The organism is Pseudomonas sp. LBUM1674, assembly GCF_059695635.1.
The window spans coordinates 117,501-140,865 of sequence record NZ_CP166779.1; the positions used below are offsets into that span (position 1 = coordinate 117,501).

Below are 23,365 nucleotides of genomic sequence, written 5' to 3' on the forward strand. Positions count from 1 at the left end.
CGCTCAACGGATAAAAGGTACTCCGGGGATAACAGGCTGATACCGCCCAAGAGTTCATATCGACGGCGGTGTTTGGCACCTCGATGTCGGCTCATCACATCCTGGGGCTGAAGCCGGTCCCAAGGGTATGGCTGTTCGCCATTTAAAGTGGTACGCGAGCTGGGTTTAGAACGTCGTGAGACAGTTCGGTCCCTATCTGCCGTGGACGTTTGAGATTTGAGAGGGGCTGCTCCTAGTACGAGAGGACCGGAGTGGACGAACCTCTGGTGTTCCGGTTGTCACGCCAGTGGCATTGCCGGGTAGCTATGTTCGGAATAGATAACCGCTGAAAGCATCTAAGCGGGAAACTAGCCTCAAGATGAGATCTCACTGGGACCTTGAGTCCCCTGAAGGGCCGTCGAAGACTACGACGTTGATAGGTTGGGTGTGTAAGCGCTGTGAGGCGTTGAGCTAACCAATACTAATTGCCCGTGAGGCTTGACCATATAACACCCAAGCAATTTGCTGACTCGAAAGAGCACCAGATTGCGGTGTGTGAAGACGAAACGAACCGAAAGTTCGAGAGACTCACAAAACACCTGACTATCACATACCCATTCGCTGGAGCGTAAACCGAAAGGTGAACGACCTGGCTACCGAATTTCTTGACGACCATAGAGCATTGGAACCACCTGATCCCATCCCGAACTCAGCAGTGAAACGATGCATCGCCGATGGTAGTGTGGGGTTTCCCCATGTGAGAGTAGGTCATCGTCAAGATTAAATTCCGAAACCCCTATCTGCGTATGCAGGTAGGGGTTTTGTTTTAGTAGAAGTCACCATTTTTTGCTGGCCCGTTACCGCGGTAACGGGCTGGTCACAGAATTTCTTGACGACCATAGAGCATTGGAACCACCTGATCCCATCCCGAACTCAGCAGTGAAACGATGCATCGCCGATGGTAGTGTGGGGTTTCCCCATGTGAGAGTAGGTCATCGTCAAGATTGAATTCCAGAACCCCTGTCTGCTAACGCAGACAGGGGTTTTGTCTTTCCGGGATCTGTAAAAGCTTCAACCTTGACCTGGGTGACGACTATCCTTTGCGTGCCTTGCCGCGGAGCCACCCGCTTGCGCCACCAGATATAGATCCCCGTCCCCGCCAGGACTGCAATCAAAACGCCCAATACCGCGATCATGACCTGTCCGGTAAACCCAATGATCCGCCCGCCGTGTATGGATAATTGCAGCCGATAAAAACGTTCTCCCAGGGTGCCTTGCCCGGCTATTTCCTGCCCCAGTAAACGCCCGTCCGTACCGTGGAAGAATAGCCAGGACTTCCCATGGGCCTCGGTATCGTGTTGCCCGAACCCCGCCCCATAAAAATTGTACTCAAAGCTGTAATACAGCTCCCCGATCGCCGCTGTCAGTCCCAGCCTTTGCCCTTCCTGCGACGCCCGTTCATAAGCCTGTTGATAACTCAGTTGAGTAACCCCCAACGCTTCGGCAGGGATTCGCCCGCGGGCCTCATACACACTCGGTTCAATTGGCGAAAACAGTGACACCGCGGGCTTGAACACCGTAAGCGCTCCATAAACCCCACCTGCACATGAAGCGCCGATTCAAGGATGCTGAGCTCCCATTTCTCGCTCGGATCGATCGATCCCCCGGACGGTCTGTTAGTCGTTACGTGTCTGTTCAAGCCGCTTATCAATCTCGCTTGGCGGCAAGTTCGGCGTCGAGTGAAGCGTCAGCCAGACGGCCCGCAGAATGTTGATCGCGGCCATGTTCAGGTGTTGTTCGGCGGCGTGCAGGGCCAGTTCGGCTGCCAGGCGCTTGTCGGCAGCACTGAGGTGCGCCGTTTTGTGGGTCATGTCCGCATCGACGTTGGCCAACAGCCCCTGGAGTTCCTGCACCGCCTGATCCGATGCCTGACGCATGTCCGCCAGCAGGCGGCTGGCTTCGGCAGGCGTCATGGCCAAGGCGCGGACGCTGCGAAAAGTCAGGCGGGCGGGCAAGGTGGCCAAATTGAACCCCGTCGAAATTAACTTGCCAATCATGCGAACAACTCCTGTAAACGAGTGTTTCAGCAGCGTATCAGAGTAAATCGCAAAAAAATGTCTGCTCATCGCTTGCCAGAATCAACTCTCCGCCTCTTTTTGGCATCAAGCGTCTGATCGTCGTCAGAACCCTCGAACGATGGGCCCATAACAGCGTCGGCGCGCCCGGCGAACTGCGACCATAGAGCACCGACGACGGCCCCTTGAGGATATCGACCCGTTCGAGGAAATAGGGGTCCACCTGCATGGTGCTGTAGGTACCGCTGTCCCCCATCGACTTGAGGCCATCAAGATAGATGTTATCCACCGAACCGTCGTTGAAGCCCCGCATCGCCACATAGTCATAACGATGAGTCGCGCCGTACGGGTTGGTCAGCACTCCAGGGGTGTAGCGCATGGCCTGGGACACGGTTTGCGAACCCTGGTCGTCCATTTGCTCGCGAGTCACCACGGACACGCTTTGTGAGGTTTCCAGCAGCGCGGTACTGGTCTTGGTGGCGATCTGGCTGTGAGTCGCGTTGTAGCCCTCCATGCTGCCCAGCGCGTTGCCCAGGACGAAGCCTTTGATGTCTGTGGTGGGCAGGGCCAGGGCTTCGGGTTCAGCGCCGGACCGCAGCACATAGCTGCTGCCATCCTGACTGACGGCCACAAGCCCCGTGCCATCGAGCAAATGACTCAACGCCTGATCCGCCAAATAGTCGCCCTGTAATCCCGGCGATTGAAGGCCTTGGGTTTGAGCCGGAGTCGTCGACAGGGTGATGCCCGCCTGGCGCGCGAATTGGTTGAGCACATCGCTCAAGGGGCCGGCGGCAATGTTGTAGCGGTGGCTACTGGCCTCGCTGCCCTGTGCTGCAATGGCGAGTGTCGGCAGCAGGCCAACACCCAATGCGGTCGAGAACAGCGCCGCGCGGATGGCGTGGCGCAGGACGCCTGATTCCGCGGCGTAAAGGAGAGGGTTCTTGTTGAGGACGCGCGCAGTCATTGTAGGTTTCCGTAGTAAGTCGCTGAAGTCAGAATTGCAGTGCTTACTGACTAAGCCGGGCGTGCACGGAAAACCCGCCAAAAATAATTCAGGCCTGCCGCTCCAGCGTCACCCACCAGCGAGTGCGATAGCGCAGTTGCACCGGCAGGGTGTGCGGCAGGATGGCCAACAACTTATCGGTGTCTTCAAGACGGAAAACCCCGGACAGGCGCAAGTCGGCAATGTCCGCCGAGCACGTCAGATAACCGTGCCGGTAGCGTGCGACTTCATTGAGGAAATCCCCCAGGCACATGTTGCGGGTCACGATCAGGCCGTCGACCCAGGCACCGGCATCCATGTTCAGCGGCGGTACCGACTTGGCCTGGTGGTGATCGATCAAAAAACTCTGCCCGGCGTCCACCTGAATCGGCACACCGTCAGCGGCCAGCGGCGAATGGATCGCGACAATGCCACTGGTGACGCTGAGTCGAGTGCAGTCGGCCTCCTGGCGCAGGATGAAACGGGCACCCACTCCTTCATACACGCCGTGGCGACTGTGCACCCGTAACGGTCGATCAAACGAAGAGTCTTCGTCGATTCCGCCACAGGTCACGATGATTTCGCCGCGGGTCAGTTTGATCAGGCGCTGCTGCGCGGTGTAATCCAGATCCACCGCACTGGCGGTGTTGAGCTCCAAGCGTGTGCCATCGGGTAGCTGGAAGCCACGTCGCTCGCCGGTGGCGGTGGCGAAGTCGGCGGTCCATTGCTGCCAGCCCACCGCATCCTTGCTCAGCCAGGCGGCAGAGCCCATCAGCAATACACCCGACAGCAACTTCAGCGCCTGGCGTCGGCCCAGTCCCTGGGCGCTGTTTTCCAGCGTGTTGAAGGCGACCTGTGCGCCAGGCACCGCCCGCAGGTTGATGCTCAGTTCGGCATGCAGGGATTGCACTCGTTGCCAGGCCAGTTCGTGTTCATGGTGTTCTGCCCGCCAGCTATCGCATTGCTGACGCAGTCTTGGATTGGCCGCGTTATTACGCAGCCGCAGCAACCAATTGATGGCTTGCCTGACCACCTGCTGATGCGGCTCGCCGCGGCGATTCAGCACTGAACTATCCACCGGCATCATGCTTCATACCGCAACACGTAGCAGTGATACAGCGCGTCGGCCACATAACGCTCCACCGAGCGCAAGGACAAGCCCATCTGTTCGGCAATCTGCTTGTGGGTCAGGCCTTCGCACTGGGCCAGCAGAAACGCCTGACGCACTTTCGGTTTCAGACCTTCAAGCATGCGAGCGATGCTTTCCAGCAGTTCGAGCACCAATGCCCGAGCCTCGGCGCTTGGGGTTTCGGCCTCGGGCAAATGGGCGATGGTTTCCAGGTAGGCGCGTTCGATTTCCTCTCGGCGCCAATGGTCGATCACCAGGCCGCGGGCAATGGTGCGCAGAAAGGCGCGTGGTGCCTTGAGCTCCAGGCGTTCGGTGCGTTGCAGCAGGCGAACGAACGTGTCCTGGGCCAGATCCGCCGCATCGGCGGCATTGCCCAGTCGAGCGCGCAGCCATGTGTTGAGCCAACCGTGATGGCTACTGTAAAGCGCCTGTACTGCAAACTCAGGTGAGGACATGAACGCGACAGCCCGGACGTCACAAATGATAATTAGTCGCATTGTCATCAAGGGCTGGGGAATTTGCAACTGCTGCTGAGCGGAACGTCAGTGAAACCGCGTTATCGTTCTTCGCGAGCAGGCTCGCTCCCACATTGGATCTTCACTGAACACGACACATGTGAACGACTGAGATCCCTTGTGGGAGCGAGCCGGCTCCGGGCGGCGTTCCGACGAAAGCGGTGGACCATTCACCGCTAAATGAAAGCCCTACGCAAACAGCTTCAACACATTGTTCATCGCATCATCGGCAAACCCCTGCACGAATTCCTTGAACCCCGACAAGGCTTCGGCACCACCCTGCGCCGGTTCGGCAATGATGGTCCAGGTCGCCCGCGACTTGTCCGCCCCCAGCGCTTCAACACTCATCGCCGCCCACAAGTTAGCCACGCCCAAAGTGTTGTAGATCGTGGTCCAGGTCATGCTCCGTGCCTGCTCATCCCGGGAATTGAGTTGTTCAACTACCAGATTGCCGTCCCTGAAGAATTTCTTGCGCAGGGACGACACGCCTTCGCCGGTCATCTCGATGTGCGACAGCGCCGGAATGAAGCGGTCGAAACCGGAAAAGTTGCCGACCACCGCCCAGACTTGCGCGGCATCGGCCGGTACTTCCACCGAAGACAAGACCTGGCAGCCTTGAGGGTTTTTGATCAGGGTATCGGGTTGCAGAGTACTCATGGTATTGCTCCGTTCGGGGTTGAGATGAATCAGATGAAATTGATTTCTTTGAGGTAGTCGCAGCCGCGACGCAGCAGTGCCGGGGATTTTTCCGGGTAGTGCGTGCCCATCTGGCGCACGCCAGCGTGGGCGTTGTCGTGGCCAATCATCGAGATATCGCCGATGTCTTCTTCGAAGCCGTCGAGGTAGAAGCCGAGTACGCCGAACAGCGCGTTATCGCTGTCGACCCGGCCCAGTTGCTGCTGCCAGTCGGCGACGCTGACCATCGAAAACTCCCGGCCGGCCTCGCGAAATGACGCAACGTAGGCGTCCCAGCTCAAGGGTTCGGGGTTGTGCAGGTTGAACACCGCTTTGTCGAACTGATAACGGCTGGCGTGAAAGGCAATGAAGCGGGCCAGAAAATCCACCGGCATCAGGTCGAAATTCAGCGTGAACTCCGGTACCTGACCGAGCTGAATCGACCCCTTGAGCATCAGCATTAACCGATTTTTGTGCGGTTGGCAGACCCCCGTGAGGCTGTTGAAACTGATGTTGCCGGGGCGATACAGATTGACCCGGACTCCACGCTCGCGAGCCCGCTCGAGGATGCGTTCAGCGACCCATTTCGACAGGTTGTAGCCGTTTTTGATGTAGATCGGTGGGGTCTGTGCGGCAGGCAACTCAAGGACCCGACCATCGGCGGAAAGGGTGCTGGAGGCCGAAAGCGTCGAGACGAAGTTGAAGATCTTTTTGCTGCGCCCTTCGCACAATCGCAGGCATTCGAAAATCGGCTCGACGTTATCCCGCGCCAATGACTCGTAATCGAGGACGTGATTGACGTTGGCGGCGTTATGCACCAGTGCGCCGAACTCCCGGTCCAGTCGCTCATAGACATCCGCGGCGAGCCCCAGCCCGGGGCGGGTAATATCCGCGGCATAAACCCGCACCCGGCTCAGGTCCAGATGCTCCAGGCGGTTCTCTCGCAAGGCGTGAGTGAAACGTTGCACCGCCGATTGCCCGCCACCCTCACGCACCAGGCATGCGATTTCACTGGCGCCCCAGGCCAGCAATGCCTCAACGATGTGCACACCGACAAAACTGTTGGCGCCAGTAACGATCACCCTGTGCACATCACCCATGCGGCTGACCGGCAAGGGCTGCATATCCAGTTCGCGGAAGGCATCGGCCATGGCCTGTTCGCACAACACTTCTTCGGTGCCGGAGCCACGAACCAGCGTCGCCAGTTTGCTGATGGTCGGCAGTTCGATGAAGCGGTTGATCGAGATGCTGCGGCCGAATTCTTCACGCAGTCGCAGGAGCATGCGCGACAACAGGATCGAGTGGCCGCCCAGGTTGAAGAAGCTTTCGTCGGTGGAAATATCACTGGCCGGCAACTCCAGCAACTCGGCCCAGATCGCCAATAACAAGGCTTCATCGGCACTGGCGGGCAAGCGCCGTGGGTGGTGCTCGGTCATGCTGACGGGCAGTTCCAGCAGCGCCTTGCGGTCAACCTTGCCGTTGCTGGCGAACGGCATGCTCGCCAGTTCGGTCCATGCCGTGGGTTGCATGTAATCCGGCAGGCACTCGATGGCGTGTGCTTTCAGCGCTTCGCGAGCGGTGCCTGGGTGGTCCTCCCGAGGCTGCGCGAGGAACGCCAGAATCCGCCGTTGGCTGTCGATGACTACCGCCACCTGACGGTACATCTGACTGTCGCGCAGGAAGCGTTCGATCTCTTCCGGCTCGACCCGAAAACCACGAATCTTCACCTGATTGTCCCGGCGCCCGCAGAGCTCGATACCTTCGCTGGTCCACTTGGCCATGTCGCCGGTGCGGTAGGCGCGCAGGCGCTCACCATTGGCCAGGCTCAGAATCAGATAGCGTTCGGCGGTCTGCTGCGGGTTGTTCAAATAACCCAGGCACACCCCCGGGCCGACGATGTACAACTCGCCTGTGGTCTGTTCAGGCACCGGTTGCAAATCCTCATCGAGAATCAGCACCTGGCTGTTCGCAATCGGCGCGCCGAGGGTACGGTTGCTGTCGCCGCTGCGCAGCTGTCGCGCGGTGATCAGCACCGTGGCTTCGGTCGGGCCATAGAGGTTGTAGAGTTTGCCTTGGCGAGTCAGTTGCTCGATGACCCAGGGCTCGCAGACATCGCCGCCGGTCATGACATGCTCCAGGCACTGCAATTGATCCAGCGGCAGGATGCTCAATAGCGCTGGCGGCAAAAAGGCGTGGCTCAGTCGTTGGTACCGGATCAGTTCCACCAGTTGCAACGGGTCGCGACGTTGATCGTCGCTGGGCACGATCAACTCGGCACCCTGCAGCAGGGTCGGGAAAATATCGATCAGCGACGAGTCGAAACTCAATGACGAAAACTGCAATACCCGGCTCTGTTCGGTCAGCTGCACGTAGTCGGCGTACCACGCGGTGAAGTGGGCGAGGTTGGCCTGGCTGAGCACTACGCCTTTGGGATGGCCGGTGGTGCCCGAGGTGTAGAGCGCCATGCAGGGGGCGTCGAGATCGGGTCGCTGGCGCATCAAGGGTTGATCGAAATCTATATCACCGATGTCGATGCGGCTGATATCCAGCCCGGGGATTTCGTCCGCGAGCGGATGTTGCCCGTCATGCAGCAGCAACACCGCCCCGGCATTCGACAGGATGTACTGCTGGCGTTGCAACGGATGGCTCGGCTCAAGGGGCAGATACACCGCACCGCTGCCAAGAATCGCCAGAATCCCCGCATACAACGCGCTGCATTTAGGCAGGCAGATCCCGATCACCGATTGTCCCTGGCGCTGATCGAGCAATGGTTGCAAACGCTGTGCAATGGCGCGGCTCAGGGCATGCAGTTCGCGATAACTCAGAGAGGTGCCGGCGACATTCAGCGCCAGTCGCTCGGTGGACTGAATGAAGCGCTGCTCCAGGCGCTCGATCATTGGCGTTTGCGCCAGATGCAGCAGCCAGGGTTCTGCGGTGGTGTTGAGTCGATGGACGAAGGCCAGGCTCTCCAGAAACAGGAGATTTTCCACCTGCTCGAATGAGGTGCAGGTTGCAGGCGCGGCGAGCAGAAAATACTCGGCATCCCGGGAGTAGCGGCTGATCAACAGCGCCACGTGGTCCATTAGTTCTGCCACTGCTCGCACACGCAGCGCCTGACCGTTACCCGAAGGCTCATCGGCGATAGGCACCCGATTCAGCAGCGTCGAACCGTACTGGCACAGCAGTTCCAGCGGCGGCAGGCCTGAGGCTCCCGGAGCGCCGACGCCCAGTTGCAGTGTCAATCGCGGTGCATCGCCAAAGGAATGAACGGGGAGGCTGGCGTCATCGATCAGCAAATCGACGTGACCCGTCGGTTGCTCGTCGAGGGATGTCAACTGCCGTGGCGAATGACCCTGTTGTTCGAGCTCCAGCGTCAGGTCGATCAAAGCCTGGCTGCGTCCAATGAGCAGAATGTCGAGACGTCTCATGATGTGCTCCTCGTTAAGCCAGGTAGTCGCCCAGGGCGTCTTGCACGCACGGCGAGTCGAGCAGTGAACTGCTGCGAAAAAACCGCACGATGTTGGCGACCAGCGGGTGATGGCGATTGATCGGGAAGGCCAGCCCCGAGACTTCGCGCTTGAGTGCGCGGCGTGCGACATCGCTGATCGGCAAGGACTCGATCAGCTGCAAATCAAAAGACTTCTGGATGTCGTTGGTCAGGTACTGGCCGATGAACACCGGCAGGATGTGCGCAATGCATCGACGGTCGTCTTCGCTTGCGGTGTGCCAGTAGATGCGTACCAGCCGCGTCCAGAAGCCGGAGTGGCGGCCCTCGTCGAGCAAATGGTCGGCCATCAAGCCCTTGATCGACTGCTTGACCGTGTCGTCCTTGGCGAACGCCGCGACATCTCCAGTGACGGTGTTCTCGGCGATGGCCACACAGATCAGTTCCACGGCGCTGCGCAGATGCTGCGGTGCGAGTGCGACGGTCGCTGGAATTGCCCGGCTCAATTCGATTTCATCTGGCAGCGCGATCGGCGTGATGCCGGTCATGGCGATGGTCTGCTGCATGAAATCCATGGCCACGAGCGCGTGGTAATCCTCGTCCACCACCACCGTCATGGCGTCGTAACGACAGGCGAAGGGGAAGGCCAGCGGGAAACGGTTTTTCGCGATGCTGCGGGCGGTCTTGTCGACGATCTCGGTTTCGAAGATCACCACGTCGTTGATGAACTTGTAGAGCGTCTGCACCAAGGCAAAATCGCGCTGCTCGGGGCACTCGCGCAGGAAGGGTTCGCTCAGCACCAGCGGCTGACGGCTCAAGGGATATATCAGCTTGTCGTCGTTCTCCAGCACGCGGCGTGGGCGGGTGCGGATGGTGGCGCGGCTCTCCCAGGCGTCGGCGAAGGATTGGTAGTCGGCGGCGTTCATGCGTTCACCTCGGCCACTGCTTCGCTCATACTCAGGCGCAGGCCATCCCACAAGGCGATGCGGCTCTCCACGGCAGCGATGGCGCTGGCGTAGACATCTTCTTCACGTTGCGAATCGCCATCGACCAACCGCGCGAGAAGTCTTTGCGCCGCCGGGCCGTGGTCTTCGGAATCGACTTCGATATGCCGCCGCAGGTAATAACGAAAGGTCGGTGCTTGCTCGATGCCGATGCCCCAATCATCGAGAATGCGCTGGAACATCTGCGGGATCACGCTTTCGCGACCGTGCAGAAAGGCCGCCGCGACGCTATGGCCCGGCGCGTGCAGTGCGGTGTGCAAGGTGTGGCGCACAAACTGCGCAGCCGCCGGCTCGACATCCACACTTCGCAATGCGACGTCATAGCTGACACCTTCCCGTTGCAGCGCCACGAAGCGCTCCACGGCGGCCGTACTTGCACCGACTTCGCGCATGGCATCCAGGTACAACTCGAAGTGGCTGTAATGACCCCGCGCCGGACGGTCATCGGACTCTTCACCCAACACTATCTCGTTGATCAGGCGCGCAGCCTGCGGATCTCGTGGCGGTAACCAGGGCAGTTGGACGCAGGTCAGTTCCTGTTGCAGGCGTTTGGTCAGCGACATGAAATCCCATACCGCAAACACATGGGATTCCATGAAACGTTGGAGTACCGGGAGCGAATGTATTTCAGAAAATATCGGGTGTGCGCTTAGTTCTGCTTTTTTCTGATTAAGACGGTCTTTAGTCGTTGTCATGGGTGAGCCTGTAAGTGATCGGGGAATAACGCGTGATTAATAAGTAACGGGCGCTTCAAGTTTTTACTGGCGAGCGAGCGCCTCGAACTAATTGATCCGAATGGGTGTATGTAAATCGCCTGATTACGGCCTGTCAGCCAATGTTTATTGGCAGCGGAAGAAAATTAATACACGAATAAAGTTCCAGGCAAGATATTTTTTTATTATTTTAAAGTTTAACTTTATTTGGCGTGACAAGTTCCAATAAGACTTTTCATTTAAGTTTTATTTGGATGTGGTTACTCCTTCCGGCTTATATAAGTCAGAATCGAAAAAGAGAGTGAATGCCTCACTCGAAGTAACTTTCTAATTAAGAGCGTCAAGGTGATCTGAGGGGGTGGAAGTGGGCCGGGAATGCCGCCGATTCTTCCTTTTCCCGTGACAAGACTCCTTCCGTTGGTTCTGGGTGCGAGGACTGCTCCGCTTCGTGCGGTGCGTCACCCGTTCATTATTTATCGACAACCCAAAGAGTGAGCGTAATTCAAGGCAGCCGCCATCACCGACGCGTGAAAGCTGTCGGTGCAATGATCCGGCTGGAGGGGGGGAGCGAAGGCAGCGGGCGCAATCGCGGCAAACAAGAACGAGCAGTTTGATTTGCTTGCTCAGGCCTGCCGCTGGGTTACTACGAGATTTTCCTGTTCTTTGCCTCAGGGCTATCGAGGTAACGTGTGATGACCTCGACCGCGCGATTAAGATGCTTTTCGAGCATCTTCACCGAGCGTTCGATGTCGCGGTCTTCCACGGCCCGTAACATCGCCCGGTGATCTTCCTGGGACAGTTTGCCCAGGCCCATGGCTTCCAGGTTGAAGCGCAGGAAGCGTTCTTCCTCGTTCAGGCCGTCTTCCACCAGCTTCAACAGCCGCCGGTTCGGCGCCTTGCAGTAAAGCGACATGTGGAACAGCCGGTTGAGCCGGCCGATTTCGGTATAGTCGTGTTGCGTTTCCAGTTCATCGATATAGCGGGCGGCCTGTTCAAAATCCTCCTGGGTCAGCAACGGGATCGACAAGCGCAGGGCTTCGGATTCCAACAGGATCCGCAGCGCGTAAGTTTCAACGGCATCGCCCTGAACCAGCGGTGCGACCACCGCCCCTTTATGCGCGATCACGTTGAGCAGCGATTGGGCTTCGAGCTGGCGCAAGGCTTCGCGAACCGGCATGCGGCTGACGCCGAACAGGTCAGCCAGGTCCTGCTGGCGAAGGGCGGCGCCGCAAGGGAGGCGACCATCGAGGATGGCAGCACGCAGGGTTTCTTCGATCACCGAGCGGGCCAGATGAGCAGGAATCGGCCCGTGGACCTTGATGCTGCTGAGAGGGTTGGGCTTCTGTGTCACTACAACGCACCCTGATTGATTGAGATAAATTTTGGATCCAAAGGACACTAGTTAGTGTTGTACAAGATGTCAAACAATGTAGAGGACCTGTATCAAGAGTTTAGCGCGTCACCAGTGATCTCACCGTGCCATTGTCTTTTACCGGGCCAGCCTTCACCATCAATCGACCCTATCTGCCCAACCTGGAAGCCTCGCCTTGGCGGCATGTTTCGCGATTCCCCGGACATTGCGCTGGCTATGCGGCGCGTTGCTGCTGGCTGGCGTCATGCCGGGCGGGCTGCACGCTGACTGGGACTTTTCCCAGATCAGCCGTCGGGCGCAGGCATTATACGGACCGCTGGGCGAAGGTCAGCAACGCATCAATGCCTGGCAACAATTGCTGGCCACGCAGAAGCAAATCAACGAGCCGGAACAGCTCAACCTGGTCAACCAGTTCTTCAACAGACAGCTGCATTACGAAGAAGACATCGACCTGTGGCGTCTGGTCGATTATTGGCAAACCCCGATCGAAGCCTTGTGGAAAGGCGCCGGCGATTGCGAAGACTTCGCTATCGCCAAATATTTCAGCCTGCGCCATCTCGGTGTTTCCAGTGACAAGTTGCGCATCACCTACGTCAAGGCCGTGAGCCTGAACCGCGCCCATATGGTGTTGACCTATTACTCGAGTCCTGAGGCCGTGCCGCTGGTGCTCGACAGCCTGATGGATGCGATCAGGCCCGCCAGCCAACGAACCGACCTGCTGCCGGTCTACGCTTTCAATGCCGAAGGAGTGTGGCTTCCGGGTGCCAAGGGCAACAAACAGATGGGTGACACCAAACGTCTGTCCCGTTGGCAGGATGTGCTGAAGAAAATGCAGGCAGAAGGTTTTCCTGTCGAGACGACCCACTAGGAGCACGCCCACAGATGTCTCTGTGCAAACAGCTGTTGATCGCTATCTGTCTGTTCCTCGTGGTCGCGTTCACCGGCAACTTTATCGTCAGCCTGGAAAGCTCGCGTGCCCAATACGTCAACCAATTACGCTCTCACGCCCAAGACGCCGCGACCGCACTGGCGCCCTGCCATGGCTCGAGCGCTTTGACTGGACCGCGCGGCTGGACCGTCTGATGGTGATCGGCAACCTGGCGCGGCTTGGGTTGGCGTATCTGAAGATCGACGGCAGCTGCATCCGGGCGATTGATCAGGAGAGTGACAAGCGATTGTTCATCGAGGCGATTCAGCGGGCTGCCCATAGCATTGATCTGCCGTTGATTGCCGAACGGGTCGAGACTGAAGGAGAGTTGTTGGTGATGCGTGAGCTGGGGGTGTATGGGGTTCAGGGGCGGTTGTTTGGGGAGCCCAAGCCTTGGGAGTAAGGCTTTCGACTTTGCGTCGTCAGTGAGTCCGCCTTCGCGAGCAAGCTCGCTCCCACATTGATTCTCGATCGAGCACAGAACTTCATTCACTGGAGATCCCTTGTGGGAGCGAGCTTGCTCGCGAAGACGTCAGCGTAGGCAACGAAGAAGCTCAGATCAAGCCCGCCTCATCATCATCAACCAAACGACTCAACCCACCCAGCGCCTCACGGGCCTGGGACCGGTCCATGAGCTTGGCTTGCGCGGCGGCCGGCAGGTCGGTCACGCGGATCACCCCTTTGCTGGTCAATACCTGGATCAAGTCGTCGAGTACCCGGATCATGTCCAGGTCGCTCTGCTTGAGCTGTTTGAGGCTGGTGGCCATGACCTCGCTGGCGAACCAGACCTGCAGGTCAGGGTGGTCGGCCGACAGCGTTTCGGTAGCCTCGGCGTAGGCCTGGGCTTCCACGCGCATCAGTCGGCCTTCTGTATTGCGTTGCACATAGAACATGGCGCATCCCTCGGAGTTGATTCCATGACAGCCAAGAGCAGCATAGGCCAACGCTGGCCATGCATGGAGTGATCGGAAGGGTCAGCGCATGTCCGCGTACGGGGTGACCGGCTCGATGGGCATCGGCAGATTGCCTTGCCATTCATCGAAGGTGTATCGCAGATACAGCAGGGCGCGGCTGGGAGCATAACCTTCGCTGTGTTGATAAGTGATGCCCGAGCCCAGCACCAGATGATCGGACAACCTGCGCTCGATCAGGGCTTGCAGGCGGATACCGACACCATTGCTGCTGCTGGCCTCCTTGGTCAGGCTGGCGTTGCTGTCAGTCGCGAACCCGGCATCGTTGAGCTGGTTCAGCACACTGTCGACTGGCTCGTGTGGGTAAAGATCGCTGGCGCTGGTTTTCGAATAGGACCAACCGACAGAGCTTTCCAGCGTGGCCGACCAGTTGGCGTTGCGCCAGGCATAGTTTAACGGCACCCCGATTGAATAATACTGCTGCGGGCTGTAGTAGCCGCCTTGCCCCAGTGTGTATTCACTCAGGTCCTTGTCATAACCCCAGTACATCAGGGTCAGACCGGTACGCATGCGTTCATCGGCTGTGTCGATGAGCCGGTAGTAATAGCCGCCCATGGCCGAGAGGCGCTGATTGTCCTCCACATTTTTGCCAAGCAACCAGTGTGCGCCCAGGCTGGCCCAGACCCCATCGACACCACCTTCGTCATGGCTGAGGCTCAAGGTCAAGCCATTGCTGGTGACACCTCCCCAGCGAGTGCCGGTCAGTGGGTCGACGGCGCCGGCATACGACACCACCGAGTTGCTCATCGGCCGTCGCGAACCGGTCAGGGTCCAGCCCACACTTTGCCAGTCACTGCTGTAGCCGACACCACCCAGCCAGTTGCCGATTTCGAAGCCTTGTGGGGTGTGACCGAGATCGATGGCCCACTGGTCGTTCTTCCAGCCGACCGCAAGGCCGGGGCCGCTGGTGCTGAGCGACGTGCTGGGACAGCCACCGGTTGCCAGCGCACAGGTACCGAATGCCTCTTGGTGCCGACCATTGGCATCGGTATCGAAGCGAGTCGCTTGCAGGTCGACCTGTTCGGCCTGGACAAAGCCCTGGCCTTCGGCAAGCGGCATATCGATGCGCAAAATTGTGGTTTGCGTGGTGAGGTCGGAAATGCCCGGGTCAGAATTATCAGTGCGCCAGGCAAAGTCCTGATAAAGGTTCACGGTCGGATTTTGCTGTTGGTACAGCTCATCGACATCTGCGCGCAGGCTGCGCAGCATCCAGTCATCACTATCGTTGGCGCGGCTGGCTTCGGTCATCGCGACGTTGTTGCGCGGGGTGGACTGTGCTGACTCGGTCAAGCCAGCCGCCACCATGCTGCGGGCATAGTTATCGAGGGCCTGTTGTGGCTGGTCCTTGGTCATCAGTCGTGCGGCGTCGCGGTAAATCAGCGGATCGGTCTGCGGCGATTGCAGCAGTTGCGCGTACAGGGCGTTGGCCTTGCCCGGTTCTCCGACCGAGGCCCAGGCATTGGCCACGCGTCGGTGCCAGCCTGGCGTCGGGGCAACTGGAGCTTTGAGATTGCCCAGTGCCTCACGGGCTTGAGGTTGGCGAGCGGTAGCGATCCAGGTTTCGATCAACCCCAATTGCGCGTCGGGGTCCTGTGGTTGTTGCTTGAGCACCGCGCGGTAGTACTGTTGCGCCTGTGGGTAGTCTTCGCGCTGGAAAGCCCAGTCGGCCAACGTCGACAGATCATCGACGGTTGGCTTGCGCAGCAGCAAGGCAATGGCTTCGGGCTCGTGGCCGGCATCGCGCAAGTTCTGCGCCTGGGCCAGTAACTGTCGACGCTCGCTCCGGGCGGCCAGGTCGCGCATGTTGTCGGTCCAGTCGGCCTTGGGGATGTGCCCCAGGCTGGCGAGCACCTCGCTGTCGCGATTTTCGGTGGCCAGGTACAAGGCGTGGGCGTAGCGGGCTTCGGGGTTTTGGCCCTGACGCAACAATAGCTGGCGGAACGCATCGTCGGCTTCGACCGGTTTGCCCAAGGCAAGCTCGGCCCCAGCCAGGCGATAAGCCAGCCAGGGGTTGTCCAGGTCCAATACGCGCATCTGTTTGAGCAAGGGCACCAGTTGCGCCCAGTCCGAGTGCTGCGTCACCGCGTCGGCCTTCAGGCTCAGGCGTTCAAGTTGAATGCTCTGACGCAGGCCGGTGAATTCGGCTTGATTGCCGGTGGGCAGCGTGTCGAGAAACGCTTCGGCCTTTTCGCTGGACTGGGCTCGGTACAGACGCACCAGCCTGCGCACAGCGCTGGCGTTGTCCGGCTCCAACTTGCGTACCTGCAGCAGCAGCGCTTCGGCGGCGATATCGTCCGACTCGGCGCTGGCGACGTCACTCAGGCCAATCAATGCGTCGGTATTGCCAGGGTCGAGCGTACGGGCTTGCGTAAACGCCACGCGTGCCGCTGACAAGTTTTTGCCTTGCAGCGCCAGGTTACCTTTTTGCAGCGCCATCCAGAGGCGAGAAGCGTCTTGCAGATCGCGCCATTTGGTGATGTAGAAAGTGTCTTGCTCAAGGCTCAGTGCGCGGCTGACGGCCTCGTTGGCGGCCGCGTATTTGCTTTGGCGCATAAGCGCAACGCCCAAGGCACCGTGCAGGCTCGAGTCTTGGGGGTAGGCCTTGAGTGCACGACGCAACATGGCTTCAGCGCCGACTGGATCGGCATCGTTTTCAAGCAGGACCTTGGCCTTGCTGCCGGCCAGCCAGGCGGGGTCGGCAAGCAGCCGACGCTGTTCGGCCAACTGCCTGGCGGCTTCTTTGGCTAACGGTGAGTAAGGGTAATAGCTCGTGAATGCCTGCCAAGCCTTGGCCGTTTCGGGGCTGACCGGCAGCTTGACCAGGTAGTTGTATTCAGTTTCTGCCGCGCCAGCGCTTGCCAGCGGATCGGCAGCCAATTGGTGCAGCACCGCCAGGGCCTCGTCATCTCGATCCTCGGCGAACAACAACCCGACCAGCATCTGTCGCAGGCTGGCGCTACCCGGGTAGTTGTTGTCCAGATTGCGCAACGCAATGATCGCCGGTTGCCGCTGCCCGGGCAGACGGCTACGGATACTCCAGTACTCCACGGCTGAGGCAAGGTCGGGTGGCTCATCGCCGAACAGCTGCTCGTACGCCGCGGTGGCTTCGTCGAAGCGCCCGGCCGCTGCAAGCAGGCGAGCCTGCTGCAAGTCCCTGGCACCGTTGGCACTCTGCAGTTTGACCAGCGCCAGGGCTTGGCGCAGCGCAGGTGAGCCGGGGGCCTGCTGGCGCAGGCGATTCATCAGTTGTTCGATCCATTGCGCGTTTACGGCCGGGTCCTGCCGGGCAGGATTGGAGCGCAATGCCTGGCGGATCTTGCCGACCAGCACCTGCGGGTGGTTGGGCGCGATCAGTTCCAGGCGCGCCAGCGAGTCATTGATGAGCTCTTCACGGAACATTGCCTCGCCAACACGCATCTGCTGCAGCAACCATTGTTGCTGCGCCTGTTGCGTGTCCGGGGCTTGCGCGGCCAGTGCCGACGGGCACAGGTAAAGGCTGGACAGGAGCGTGCCGCAAGTCAGAAGGGATCGCAGCATGGATATTTTCGCCGCTGTTTTTCGCAGGACTAGCCTTTGCATGAACCCTTCCAATTTGGCACCAGCCGTCCGTCTTTATCGAATCGGTAACGTTGTTCGTCCCAGCCTTGGCCGAACATCAGCAGCGATTGGTTGTAATAGGCGTCTGCCGGCGGAGGGGCCTGTTGCACACGTTCTCGCTGAACGGCAGCCGCTGCATTAGCGCCACTGGCGGACAGCAGTGGCAGCATTGCCGCGGAAAAACCGACAGGCCCGGTGCCAGTGGCGATGCCGCTGACACTGTTCACATGCTCGGGCGTATAGCCCAATTGGGTGGTCGCCTCAACCATCGGTTTGAAATGCGCCATCAGTTGCGTGCGGTGTGGAGCGTCCTTGGCCAACATGCCGAGCCACAGGTACACACGGATGGCGTCATAGCTGCCGTCCGTGCCCTTGGCATCCGGGCCCCAGCGCTGGCCGGCCTGCCACATCAGCCAATCGGGCGCGAAGCCTTTGGGCGAGGTTTCAACCAGCATGCGCCGAGTGTTGTCCGCCAGCTCTGCCCAGACCGGCGCTTCGCTGGAAAACCGCGAGAGCAGTTGCAGTGGCAGGTAGCTTGGATTCAAGCGCACGCCCTCGGCGGACTGGAAGCCCACATCGCCCGGCAGCAGCATCAGCCCCAGGCCAGGCAGCTTGTGCAGGGTTTGCGCTGCGCTACGCCAGAGTAGATTGCGACCTTGAGTTTCGAGCTCCGGGCGTTGCCACAGACGCGCTGCTTCCAGCAGGCTGTAGGCGATCCACAGATCAGCATCGCTAGCATTGTTGCTGTCCAGCACCTGCCACTGTTCATTCTGGGACTCGCCCCATTTCCAGGCCGGCAGATGACGGTTCAAGTCGCCCGCGGACAGGTTGTTGCGGGTCCAGGCCAGTAGCCGGTCGAACGACTTGCGGTCGTTGGCGACCAGGGCGAAAAACAGCCCGTAGCTCTGGCCTTCCGAGGTGCTGATGTGCTGCTCGGAAGACCCGTCGATGACGCGCCCGTCCTCGCTGATCATCGCCTGTTTATAGCGTTCCCAGGCTGGCCACGGACAACTGCTCGCCGCCGCCGAGTGTGCTGGCTGCAGCGCAAGTGCAACAGCCAGCGCCAGGCCTGGCAATCCGCCAAGTACTGCACGCTTACTCTTCATAAGCCAGACGTCGACGCGCCGCCCACTGCAGGACTCGCCAGACCAGGAAGGCGGTCAGCAATACGCCGGTTGCGGCCATGAAGGCCAGCAGGATCGGGTGGTCCGACAGCTTGAACCAGAGCATCAACCACCATGGCAGATGACCGACGTAGTACGGCTCACCCACCATTTGGCTGCTCACGCCACTGCTGCGGATCAGCACCACGGAACCGGCTACGGCGCCCATCTTGCCGCTGTCGGCGAGGGTCTCGCGCAATAACTGGTAGTCGCTGTCCTGGGTGGCCAGCAGCGCAACGATGCTGCGCTGCTCATGGAAGGGTGACTTCATGCCGACCATGGCCGCGATAGGGCCTTTGGCGGACACCTCGACCCGGCTGGCGGCCAGGTTACGCTCACCGCCGTACTGCCATTCCTGCGCAGCAGTGCGGCCAGGCTGAGTATTGCTGGCCTGCAGCAACCAATCGCGGGAGCGGTCGAGCAGCAGGTTCAAGTCACGACTGTCACGCACGTCCGGGGCCAATGTGCCGAGTATCAGCAAGTCGGCATCGAGCTTGGCGGCATCGCTCCAGTTATCGCTGACATGCAGACCGAAGGCCGGAAGGCCGGAGCGTGCGGAAATACCCGCCAACGCCTCCAGGTAAGTACTCAACTGAATGGTCGACGGTTGTGGCGACAGCAAGACCATGGTTTCCGACAGGTCGGCCATGCGGCTGTAAGGGAACCCACTGCGGGCGAAGGTCTTGAGGTCAGGCATCGCAATGTAGTGGTGATAACCGGACATATCGATGCTGGACTGATCGTCGATCACTGCCTGGGTGTCGACCGGCAACGAGCTTTGGCAGCGGTCGCGCTGAGAACTGCTGGCGGTGCTGGCAAAGCTGAAGTTGAAGCTGAGGGTATTGCGGTCACCAATTTTCAGCGCCGGCACCGACAGGCGCTCGCTGGTGTTCGCCGATTCGCTGGAGAGTACGGCCAGGCGCAGTTCATCCAGTCGGCTGTTGCTGTTGCCCGGCAATGGCAGGCTGGTGATGAATTGGTTGTTCAGGCTGACGTTCAGCCGTGAGCCGTCATTGGTCACTGCCGGTGGTGTGTAGCGGTACTTGGTCTGCAGTGGGATCCCCTGGTTACGCCAGACGAACAGGTCCGGCGGCAGGTTGATGTCGAGATTGATCGGCAGCGGCTGTACACCGCTGACACGCAACTGCTCGGGGTATTTGACCAGCTCGGCGAAGCGCACCGGGCGATCGGTGCGCATCCAGTTCGGAGCGTCGTAGGGTTTGCGGGGCAGAATCTGCTGGACCTTGTCGACCGTCACGCGTGAGCCGCGAAACAGGTCGCCACCCAGGGCCAAGGCCTTCACCGCGGTAATCAGGTCGGCCTCGTTGCGACCCATGACCAACAGCACTTTGCTGTAACGATTGGCGGGGTTGTCGATGATTTGCACCACCGGTGCATCCACTGCCGGAAATGTCTTCAGGTCGGCGAGAAAGGCTGGGCGATGATCGTTGGTGGCGAAGACGATCGAAGGCAGAGCCTTGTCCTTGGCTGTGGCGCCGGGCAAGTGATCGAACGCTACCGGGAATCGGGTCCCGCGCCAGCCGGCCTGGCTGCCGAAATACGACGCGAGGATACCGGCCGCGCGCTGCTCCTCCAGGGTCGGGTTCGCGGCAAATACCATGTTCAACACCGGGCTCTGGTAGTCGCGTGCGTCGAAGAACGGCAGCGGGAACCAGGCCAGATCATTCTCCGCGCTGAGCGCCTGCTCGGTGACCGAAATTTGGCTGACGCGGCTGATGTTGACCCACAAGGCGCTGTTTGACGGTTCTTCACAGATGTCGGTGTAGTGACCGACGAATTCCAGCCGTACACGATTGAAGTCACTGATCAGGCGAGGGTCGAGCGCCACCTGCCGAGTGACCTTTTTACCCAGCTGGTCTTTTTCGATCGGCAGCACATTCATCAACACATCGTTGAGGTAGATACGCAGGTGGGACAAGGTCGGGATCAGTGCGGGGGATGGGGTGTATTCCAGTTGCAGTTTCGCATCGCTGGCGATGCGGTCGCGGCGCATGGTGAATTCGATCTGATCGGTGTTGTTCGTGCCCAGCAACAGGCTGTCAGCCGGGCGCCCCAGCTGCGCGAAACTGCGCTGTACATCCCAGCTTGGCATTACCGATGTGGCCACAGCGGGCTCCAGCACGGTGGCAGCCGTCGCGGGTGGCTGAACCTTCAGGGTCTGCGCCTGAGCACAGCCAACGGCCAGCAACACCAGGCATGCCAATAAGGATTTTTGCAAATAGCGGCTCATGATGCGCTCACCGGACGAAAAGAAAGAGAAGAGACAGCCTTCGGAAAGCGCGGTACATAGCTGATCACCCATGCGCCCAGGCGCACGAATGGAGAGGCCAGCTTGCGGGTCCAAGCAGGCAGGTATTGGTAGAGGCGGTAGTAGCCCATGGTGCCCAGCTTGAGCACATCGATGAAGCTGCGCAGGGGCCGGTCCTGGATGAAGTCTTCATTCCAGTTCAACCAGGCATCGGCACGGGCAAAGGTGCACTGTACGTAATCGATTTTTTGATCGGCGGGCAGGTCCTGCAGGCTCACACCGACAAAGTTCTTGTGGCTGCGGCTGACGAAGCACGGGAACAGAAACTCCCGTTGGCCGCGCTGCATCAGCAGCGACACGCGGCTACCAACCGGCAGCGACAACGGTACTTCAAGCTCGATACCCGCCCCGCCGTCGGAGTAGTCCACCAGCATGCCGGGATAGAAATGGCCGTTCTCCAGCCGAATGGCAACCGGAAGACGCGCCTGGACCCGGTGCGTTTCCCTGACCTGGCGAACTTCTGCAGCGATGGCCACCGCGGCACCGACAATCAACAGGTTGTAGATCACCCAAAGGCTGCTCACCAGGGTGGTGCCGATCTCGTTGGCCGGGCCGTAGATCAGGCGCCATACCGCGAAACCCAGGCCTACTATGTTGAGCAGTGCGAGCACCAGATAAGGCTGCGCGATGCGCCAGTCGAACTGGTTCTCGGTCATCAGGCCGCCTTTGGCGGTGACGTTGAACTTGCCTTTTTTCGGGTTGAACAAGGCGACGGTGGTCGGGCGGGCGATGTACCAGGCCAATACCGTTTCATAGACTTCGCCCCAGAACGTCAGGCGATGTTCGCCCTGCATGCGTGAGTTGGTCAGGCTGGCATGCAGCATGTGCGGAATCACATACAGGACGATCATCATCGCCGGGGCGTAAATGATGTAGGCATGCAGCAACAAAAATGCCAGGGGCGCCGTGAGGAACACCAGGCGCGGCAAGCCTGCCAGGAAGTGCATCATGGCGTTGGCGTAGCAAATCCGTTGAAAGATCGTCAGGCCCTTGCCCAGCAACGGGTTGTCAGTTCGGAATATCTGCGCCATACCCCGCGCCCAGCGAATTCGCTGGCCAATATGTGCGGACAGGCTTTCGGTCGCGAGCCCGGCGGCCTGTGGAATGCGCACGTAGGCCGAGTTCCAGCCGCGGCGGTGCAGGCGCAACGCGGTGTGCGCATCTTCAGTCACGGTCTCGACGGCAAAGCCGCCGATGTCGTCTATCGCCGAGCGACGCAGTACCGCGCAGGAGCCGCAGAAAAACGCGGCGTTCCACATGTCGTTGCCGTCCTGCACCAGGCCGTAGAACAGCTCGCCCTCGTTCGGCCGTTGGCGGAAGGTGCCGAGGTTGCGCTCGAATGGGTCCGGCGACAGGAAGTGGTGGGGCGTCTGCACAAGTGCGAGTTTGGGGTCGCGCAGGAACCAGCCGACGGTTAGCTGCAGGAAGGAACGGACCGGTACATGGTCGCAGTCGAAAATGGCAATCAGCTCGCCGTCGAGCTTGAGCAACGCCTGGTTCAGGTTGCCGGCCTTGGCATGCTTGTTGTCCGAACGCGTGATGTAGTTCACCCCGGCCTCGGCGGCGAACAGGCGAAATTCCTCGCGCTTGCCGTCGTCGAGAATCGAGATTCGCAACTTGTCATGGGGCCAGTCGATACCCAGTGCTGCGTAAACGGTGCCACGAACAATCGACAAGTCTTCGTTGTAGGTCGGGATCAACAGATCGACCGTTGGCCACAGGCGGGTATCGGCCGGCAATTGCGCCGGGATGCGTTGCAAGGGCCAGCAGGTCTGGATATACCCCAGTAGCAGTACCAGCCAGGAATAGGTTTCGGCAATCAGCAGCACGACGCCGCAGACCAGGTCCAGCGGGGCTGCCCAATTCAGCGTCGAGGTATAGCGCCACCACAGATAGCGGCAGGAAACGATGATCGACAGCACAATCAGCAGCAAGGTCGGGAACCGCCCGGGAACGCGGCGAATCACCATCGCCACGACCCAGAGCAAGAACACGAACATCAATTGCGAACCGTAACCGAACGGCTCGGTGATACACACAACCACCAGAACCAGGCCGACAGCAGCGCAGATATAATTCAGCCAGTGCTGTTGGCGAGGGCTGAGGGTCTGCCACCATTTCTTGCCGGCATGGACCGTTACGCTGTGTTTCGCCTGCTGCGGCAACCTATTGAGAAACAAGGCCACGCGATCCCATAGCCGCAGGTTCGACTGGCCCAGGTCCTGAACCCATTGCGGTTTGCTTCTGCGGCGACGCTCGGGCATCGGCCTGGCCACCAACAGCCACAGACTTTGCAGGACGATACGTAGCGGGTCACCCACACTCGGCGCCTTGTTGGCCACGTGCGGGTACCAGCGTTGGCGCTGCTCCAGCAGCGGCTGCCAGACAGGCGACTCAAGGCGCAGGAATACCCAGGCCAGCGTGGTCAGTGTCGCCAGCCAGAACGCCGTCGGTGGGTAACAGTCGTACCGTCGACGTAAATGCATGT

Annotated in this window: 15 protein-coding genes, 3 rRNA genes and 3 pseudogenes (1 of these 21 running past the window's edge); 6 read left to right on the forward strand and 15 right to left on the reverse strand. The window is 59.8% G+C overall.

The genetic code is table 11. The features are described from left to right. The 3 genes from ACA067_RS00560 to rrf (ACA067_RS00570) all read left to right on the forward strand — a co-directional run. A 23S ribosomal RNA gene (locus tag ACA067_RS00560) occupies positions 1-485 on the forward strand; it begins 2,408 nt to the left of the window's first position. 158 nt (positions 486-643) lie between these two features. Next, a 5S ribosomal RNA gene (gene rrf, locus ACA067_RS00565) occupies positions 644-759 on the forward strand. 108 nt (positions 760-867) lie between these two features. After that, a 5S ribosomal RNA gene (gene rrf / locus ACA067_RS00570) occupies positions 868-983 on the forward strand. A gap of 93 nt (positions 984-1,076) precedes the next feature. Here rrf (ACA067_RS00570) and ACA067_RS00575 read toward each other — a convergent pair. The 10 genes and pseudogenes from ACA067_RS00575 to ACA067_RS00620 all read right to left on the reverse strand — a co-directional run. Next, a pseudogene (locus ACA067_RS00575) lies at positions 1,077-1,556 on the reverse strand (PepSY domain-containing protein); the annotation flags it as partial. 99 nt (positions 1,557-1,655) lie between these two features. Beyond that, a complete protein-coding gene (locus tag ACA067_RS00580; protein WP_497460172.1) occupies positions 1,656-2,036 on the reverse strand; it encodes a hypothetical protein in 381 nt (126 codons plus the stop codon). Positions 2,037-2,199: 163 nt separating this feature from the next. Continuing rightward, positions 2,200-3,018: pseudogene (locus ACA067_RS00585) on the reverse strand (STN domain-containing protein); the annotation flags it as partial. A gap of 88 nt (positions 3,019-3,106) precedes the next feature. Beyond that, the gene (locus ACA067_RS00590) at positions 3,107-4,120 is read right to left on the reverse strand and encodes a FecR domain-containing protein (protein ID WP_497462702.1); all 1,014 of its coding nucleotides are present in this window, start codon (positions 4,118-4,120) and stop codon (positions 3,107-3,109) included. Next, the gene (locus tag ACA067_RS00595) at positions 4,120-4,620 is read right to left on the reverse strand and encodes a sigma-70 family RNA polymerase sigma factor (protein WP_497460173.1); all 501 of its coding nucleotides are present in this window, start codon (positions 4,618-4,620) and stop codon (positions 4,120-4,122) included. Before ACA067_RS00595 ends, ACA067_RS00590 begins: the two co-directional genes overlap by 1 nt. A gap of 249 nt (positions 4,621-4,869) precedes the next feature. Then, positions 4,870-5,337, reverse strand: coding sequence for an SRPBCC family protein (locus ACA067_RS00600; protein ID WP_497460174.1), 468 nt, complete (start codon positions 5,335-5,337; stop codon positions 4,870-4,872). Positions 5,338-5,366: 29 nt separating this feature from the next. Then, a complete protein-coding gene (locus ACA067_RS00605; protein ID WP_497460175.1) occupies positions 5,367-8,783 on the reverse strand; it encodes an amino acid adenylation domain-containing protein in 3,417 nt (1,138 codons plus the stop codon). Between the two features lie 13 nt (positions 8,784-8,796). After that, positions 8,797-9,726, reverse strand: a complete 930-nt coding sequence (locus ACA067_RS00610; RefSeq protein WP_497460176.1) for a diiron oxygenase — start codon at positions 9,724-9,726, stop codon at positions 8,797-8,799. Next, complete coding sequence (locus tag ACA067_RS00615) at positions 9,723-10,499, reverse strand: DUF3050 domain-containing protein (protein ID WP_497460177.1); 777 nt, start codon at positions 10,497-10,499, stop codon at positions 9,723-9,725. Before ACA067_RS00615 ends, ACA067_RS00610 begins: the two co-directional genes overlap by 4 nt. A gap of 661 nt (positions 10,500-11,160) precedes the next feature. Continuing rightward, positions 11,161-11,868: a GntR family transcriptional regulator gene (locus ACA067_RS00620; RefSeq protein WP_497460178.1), complete on the reverse strand. Its 708-nt coding sequence runs from the start codon at positions 11,866-11,868 to the stop codon at positions 11,161-11,163. 196 nt (positions 11,869-12,064) lie between these two features. Here ACA067_RS00620 and lapG point away from each other — a divergent pair, with 196 nt between their 5' ends. From lapG to ACA067_RS00635, 3 genes and pseudogenes are all read left to right on the forward strand, one after another. Then, complete coding sequence (gene lapG, locus ACA067_RS00625) at positions 12,065-12,757, forward strand: cysteine protease LapG (protein ID WP_497460179.1); 693 nt, start codon at positions 12,065-12,067, stop codon at positions 12,755-12,757. A 14-nt stretch (positions 12,758-12,771) separates the two neighbouring features. Further along, the gene (locus tag ACA067_RS00630; protein WP_497462893.1) at positions 12,772-12,972 is read left to right on the forward strand and encodes a hypothetical protein; all 201 of its coding nucleotides are present in this window, start codon (positions 12,772-12,774) and stop codon (positions 12,970-12,972) included. Beyond that, positions 12,966-13,220 (forward strand): annotated as a pseudogene (locus ACA067_RS00635) (EAL domain-containing protein); the annotation flags it as partial. The gene ACA067_RS00630 and the pseudogene ACA067_RS00635, both read left to right, overlap by 7 nt. A gap of 151 nt (positions 13,221-13,371) precedes the next feature. On the opposite strand, the gene ACA067_RS00640 reads toward ACA067_RS00635, so the two are convergent. From ACA067_RS00640 to bcsA, 5 genes are all read right to left on the reverse strand, one after another. Next, entirely contained in the window at positions 13,372-13,710 is a 339-nt protein-coding gene (locus ACA067_RS00640; protein ID WP_497460180.1) for a tryptophan synthase subunit beta, read from the reverse strand. 81 nt (positions 13,711-13,791) lie between these two features. After that, positions 13,792-17,325, reverse strand: a complete 3,534-nt coding sequence (gene bcsC / locus ACA067_RS00645; RefSeq protein WP_497460181.1) for a cellulose synthase complex outer membrane protein BcsC — start codon at positions 17,323-17,325, stop codon at positions 13,792-13,794. A 29-nt stretch (positions 17,326-17,354) separates the two neighbouring features. Next, a complete protein-coding gene (gene bcsZ, locus ACA067_RS00650) occupies positions 17,355-18,491 on the reverse strand; it encodes a cellulose synthase complex periplasmic endoglucanase BcsZ (protein WP_497460182.1) in 1,137 nt (378 codons plus the stop codon). After that, on the reverse strand, positions 18,481-20,799 hold the full coding sequence (bcsB, locus tag ACA067_RS00655; protein ID WP_497460183.1) for a cellulose biosynthesis cyclic di-GMP-binding regulatory protein BcsB: 2,319 nt from the start codon (positions 20,797-20,799) through the stop codon (positions 18,481-18,483). The genes bcsZ and bcsB overlap by 11 nt, the downstream gene beginning before the upstream one ends. Beyond that, a complete protein-coding gene (gene bcsA / locus ACA067_RS00660) occupies positions 20,796-23,363 on the reverse strand; it encodes a UDP-forming cellulose synthase catalytic subunit (RefSeq protein WP_497462703.1) in 2,568 nt (855 codons plus the stop codon). Before bcsA ends, bcsB begins: the two co-directional genes overlap by 4 nt. Positions 23,364-23,365: the final 2 nt, after the last annotated feature.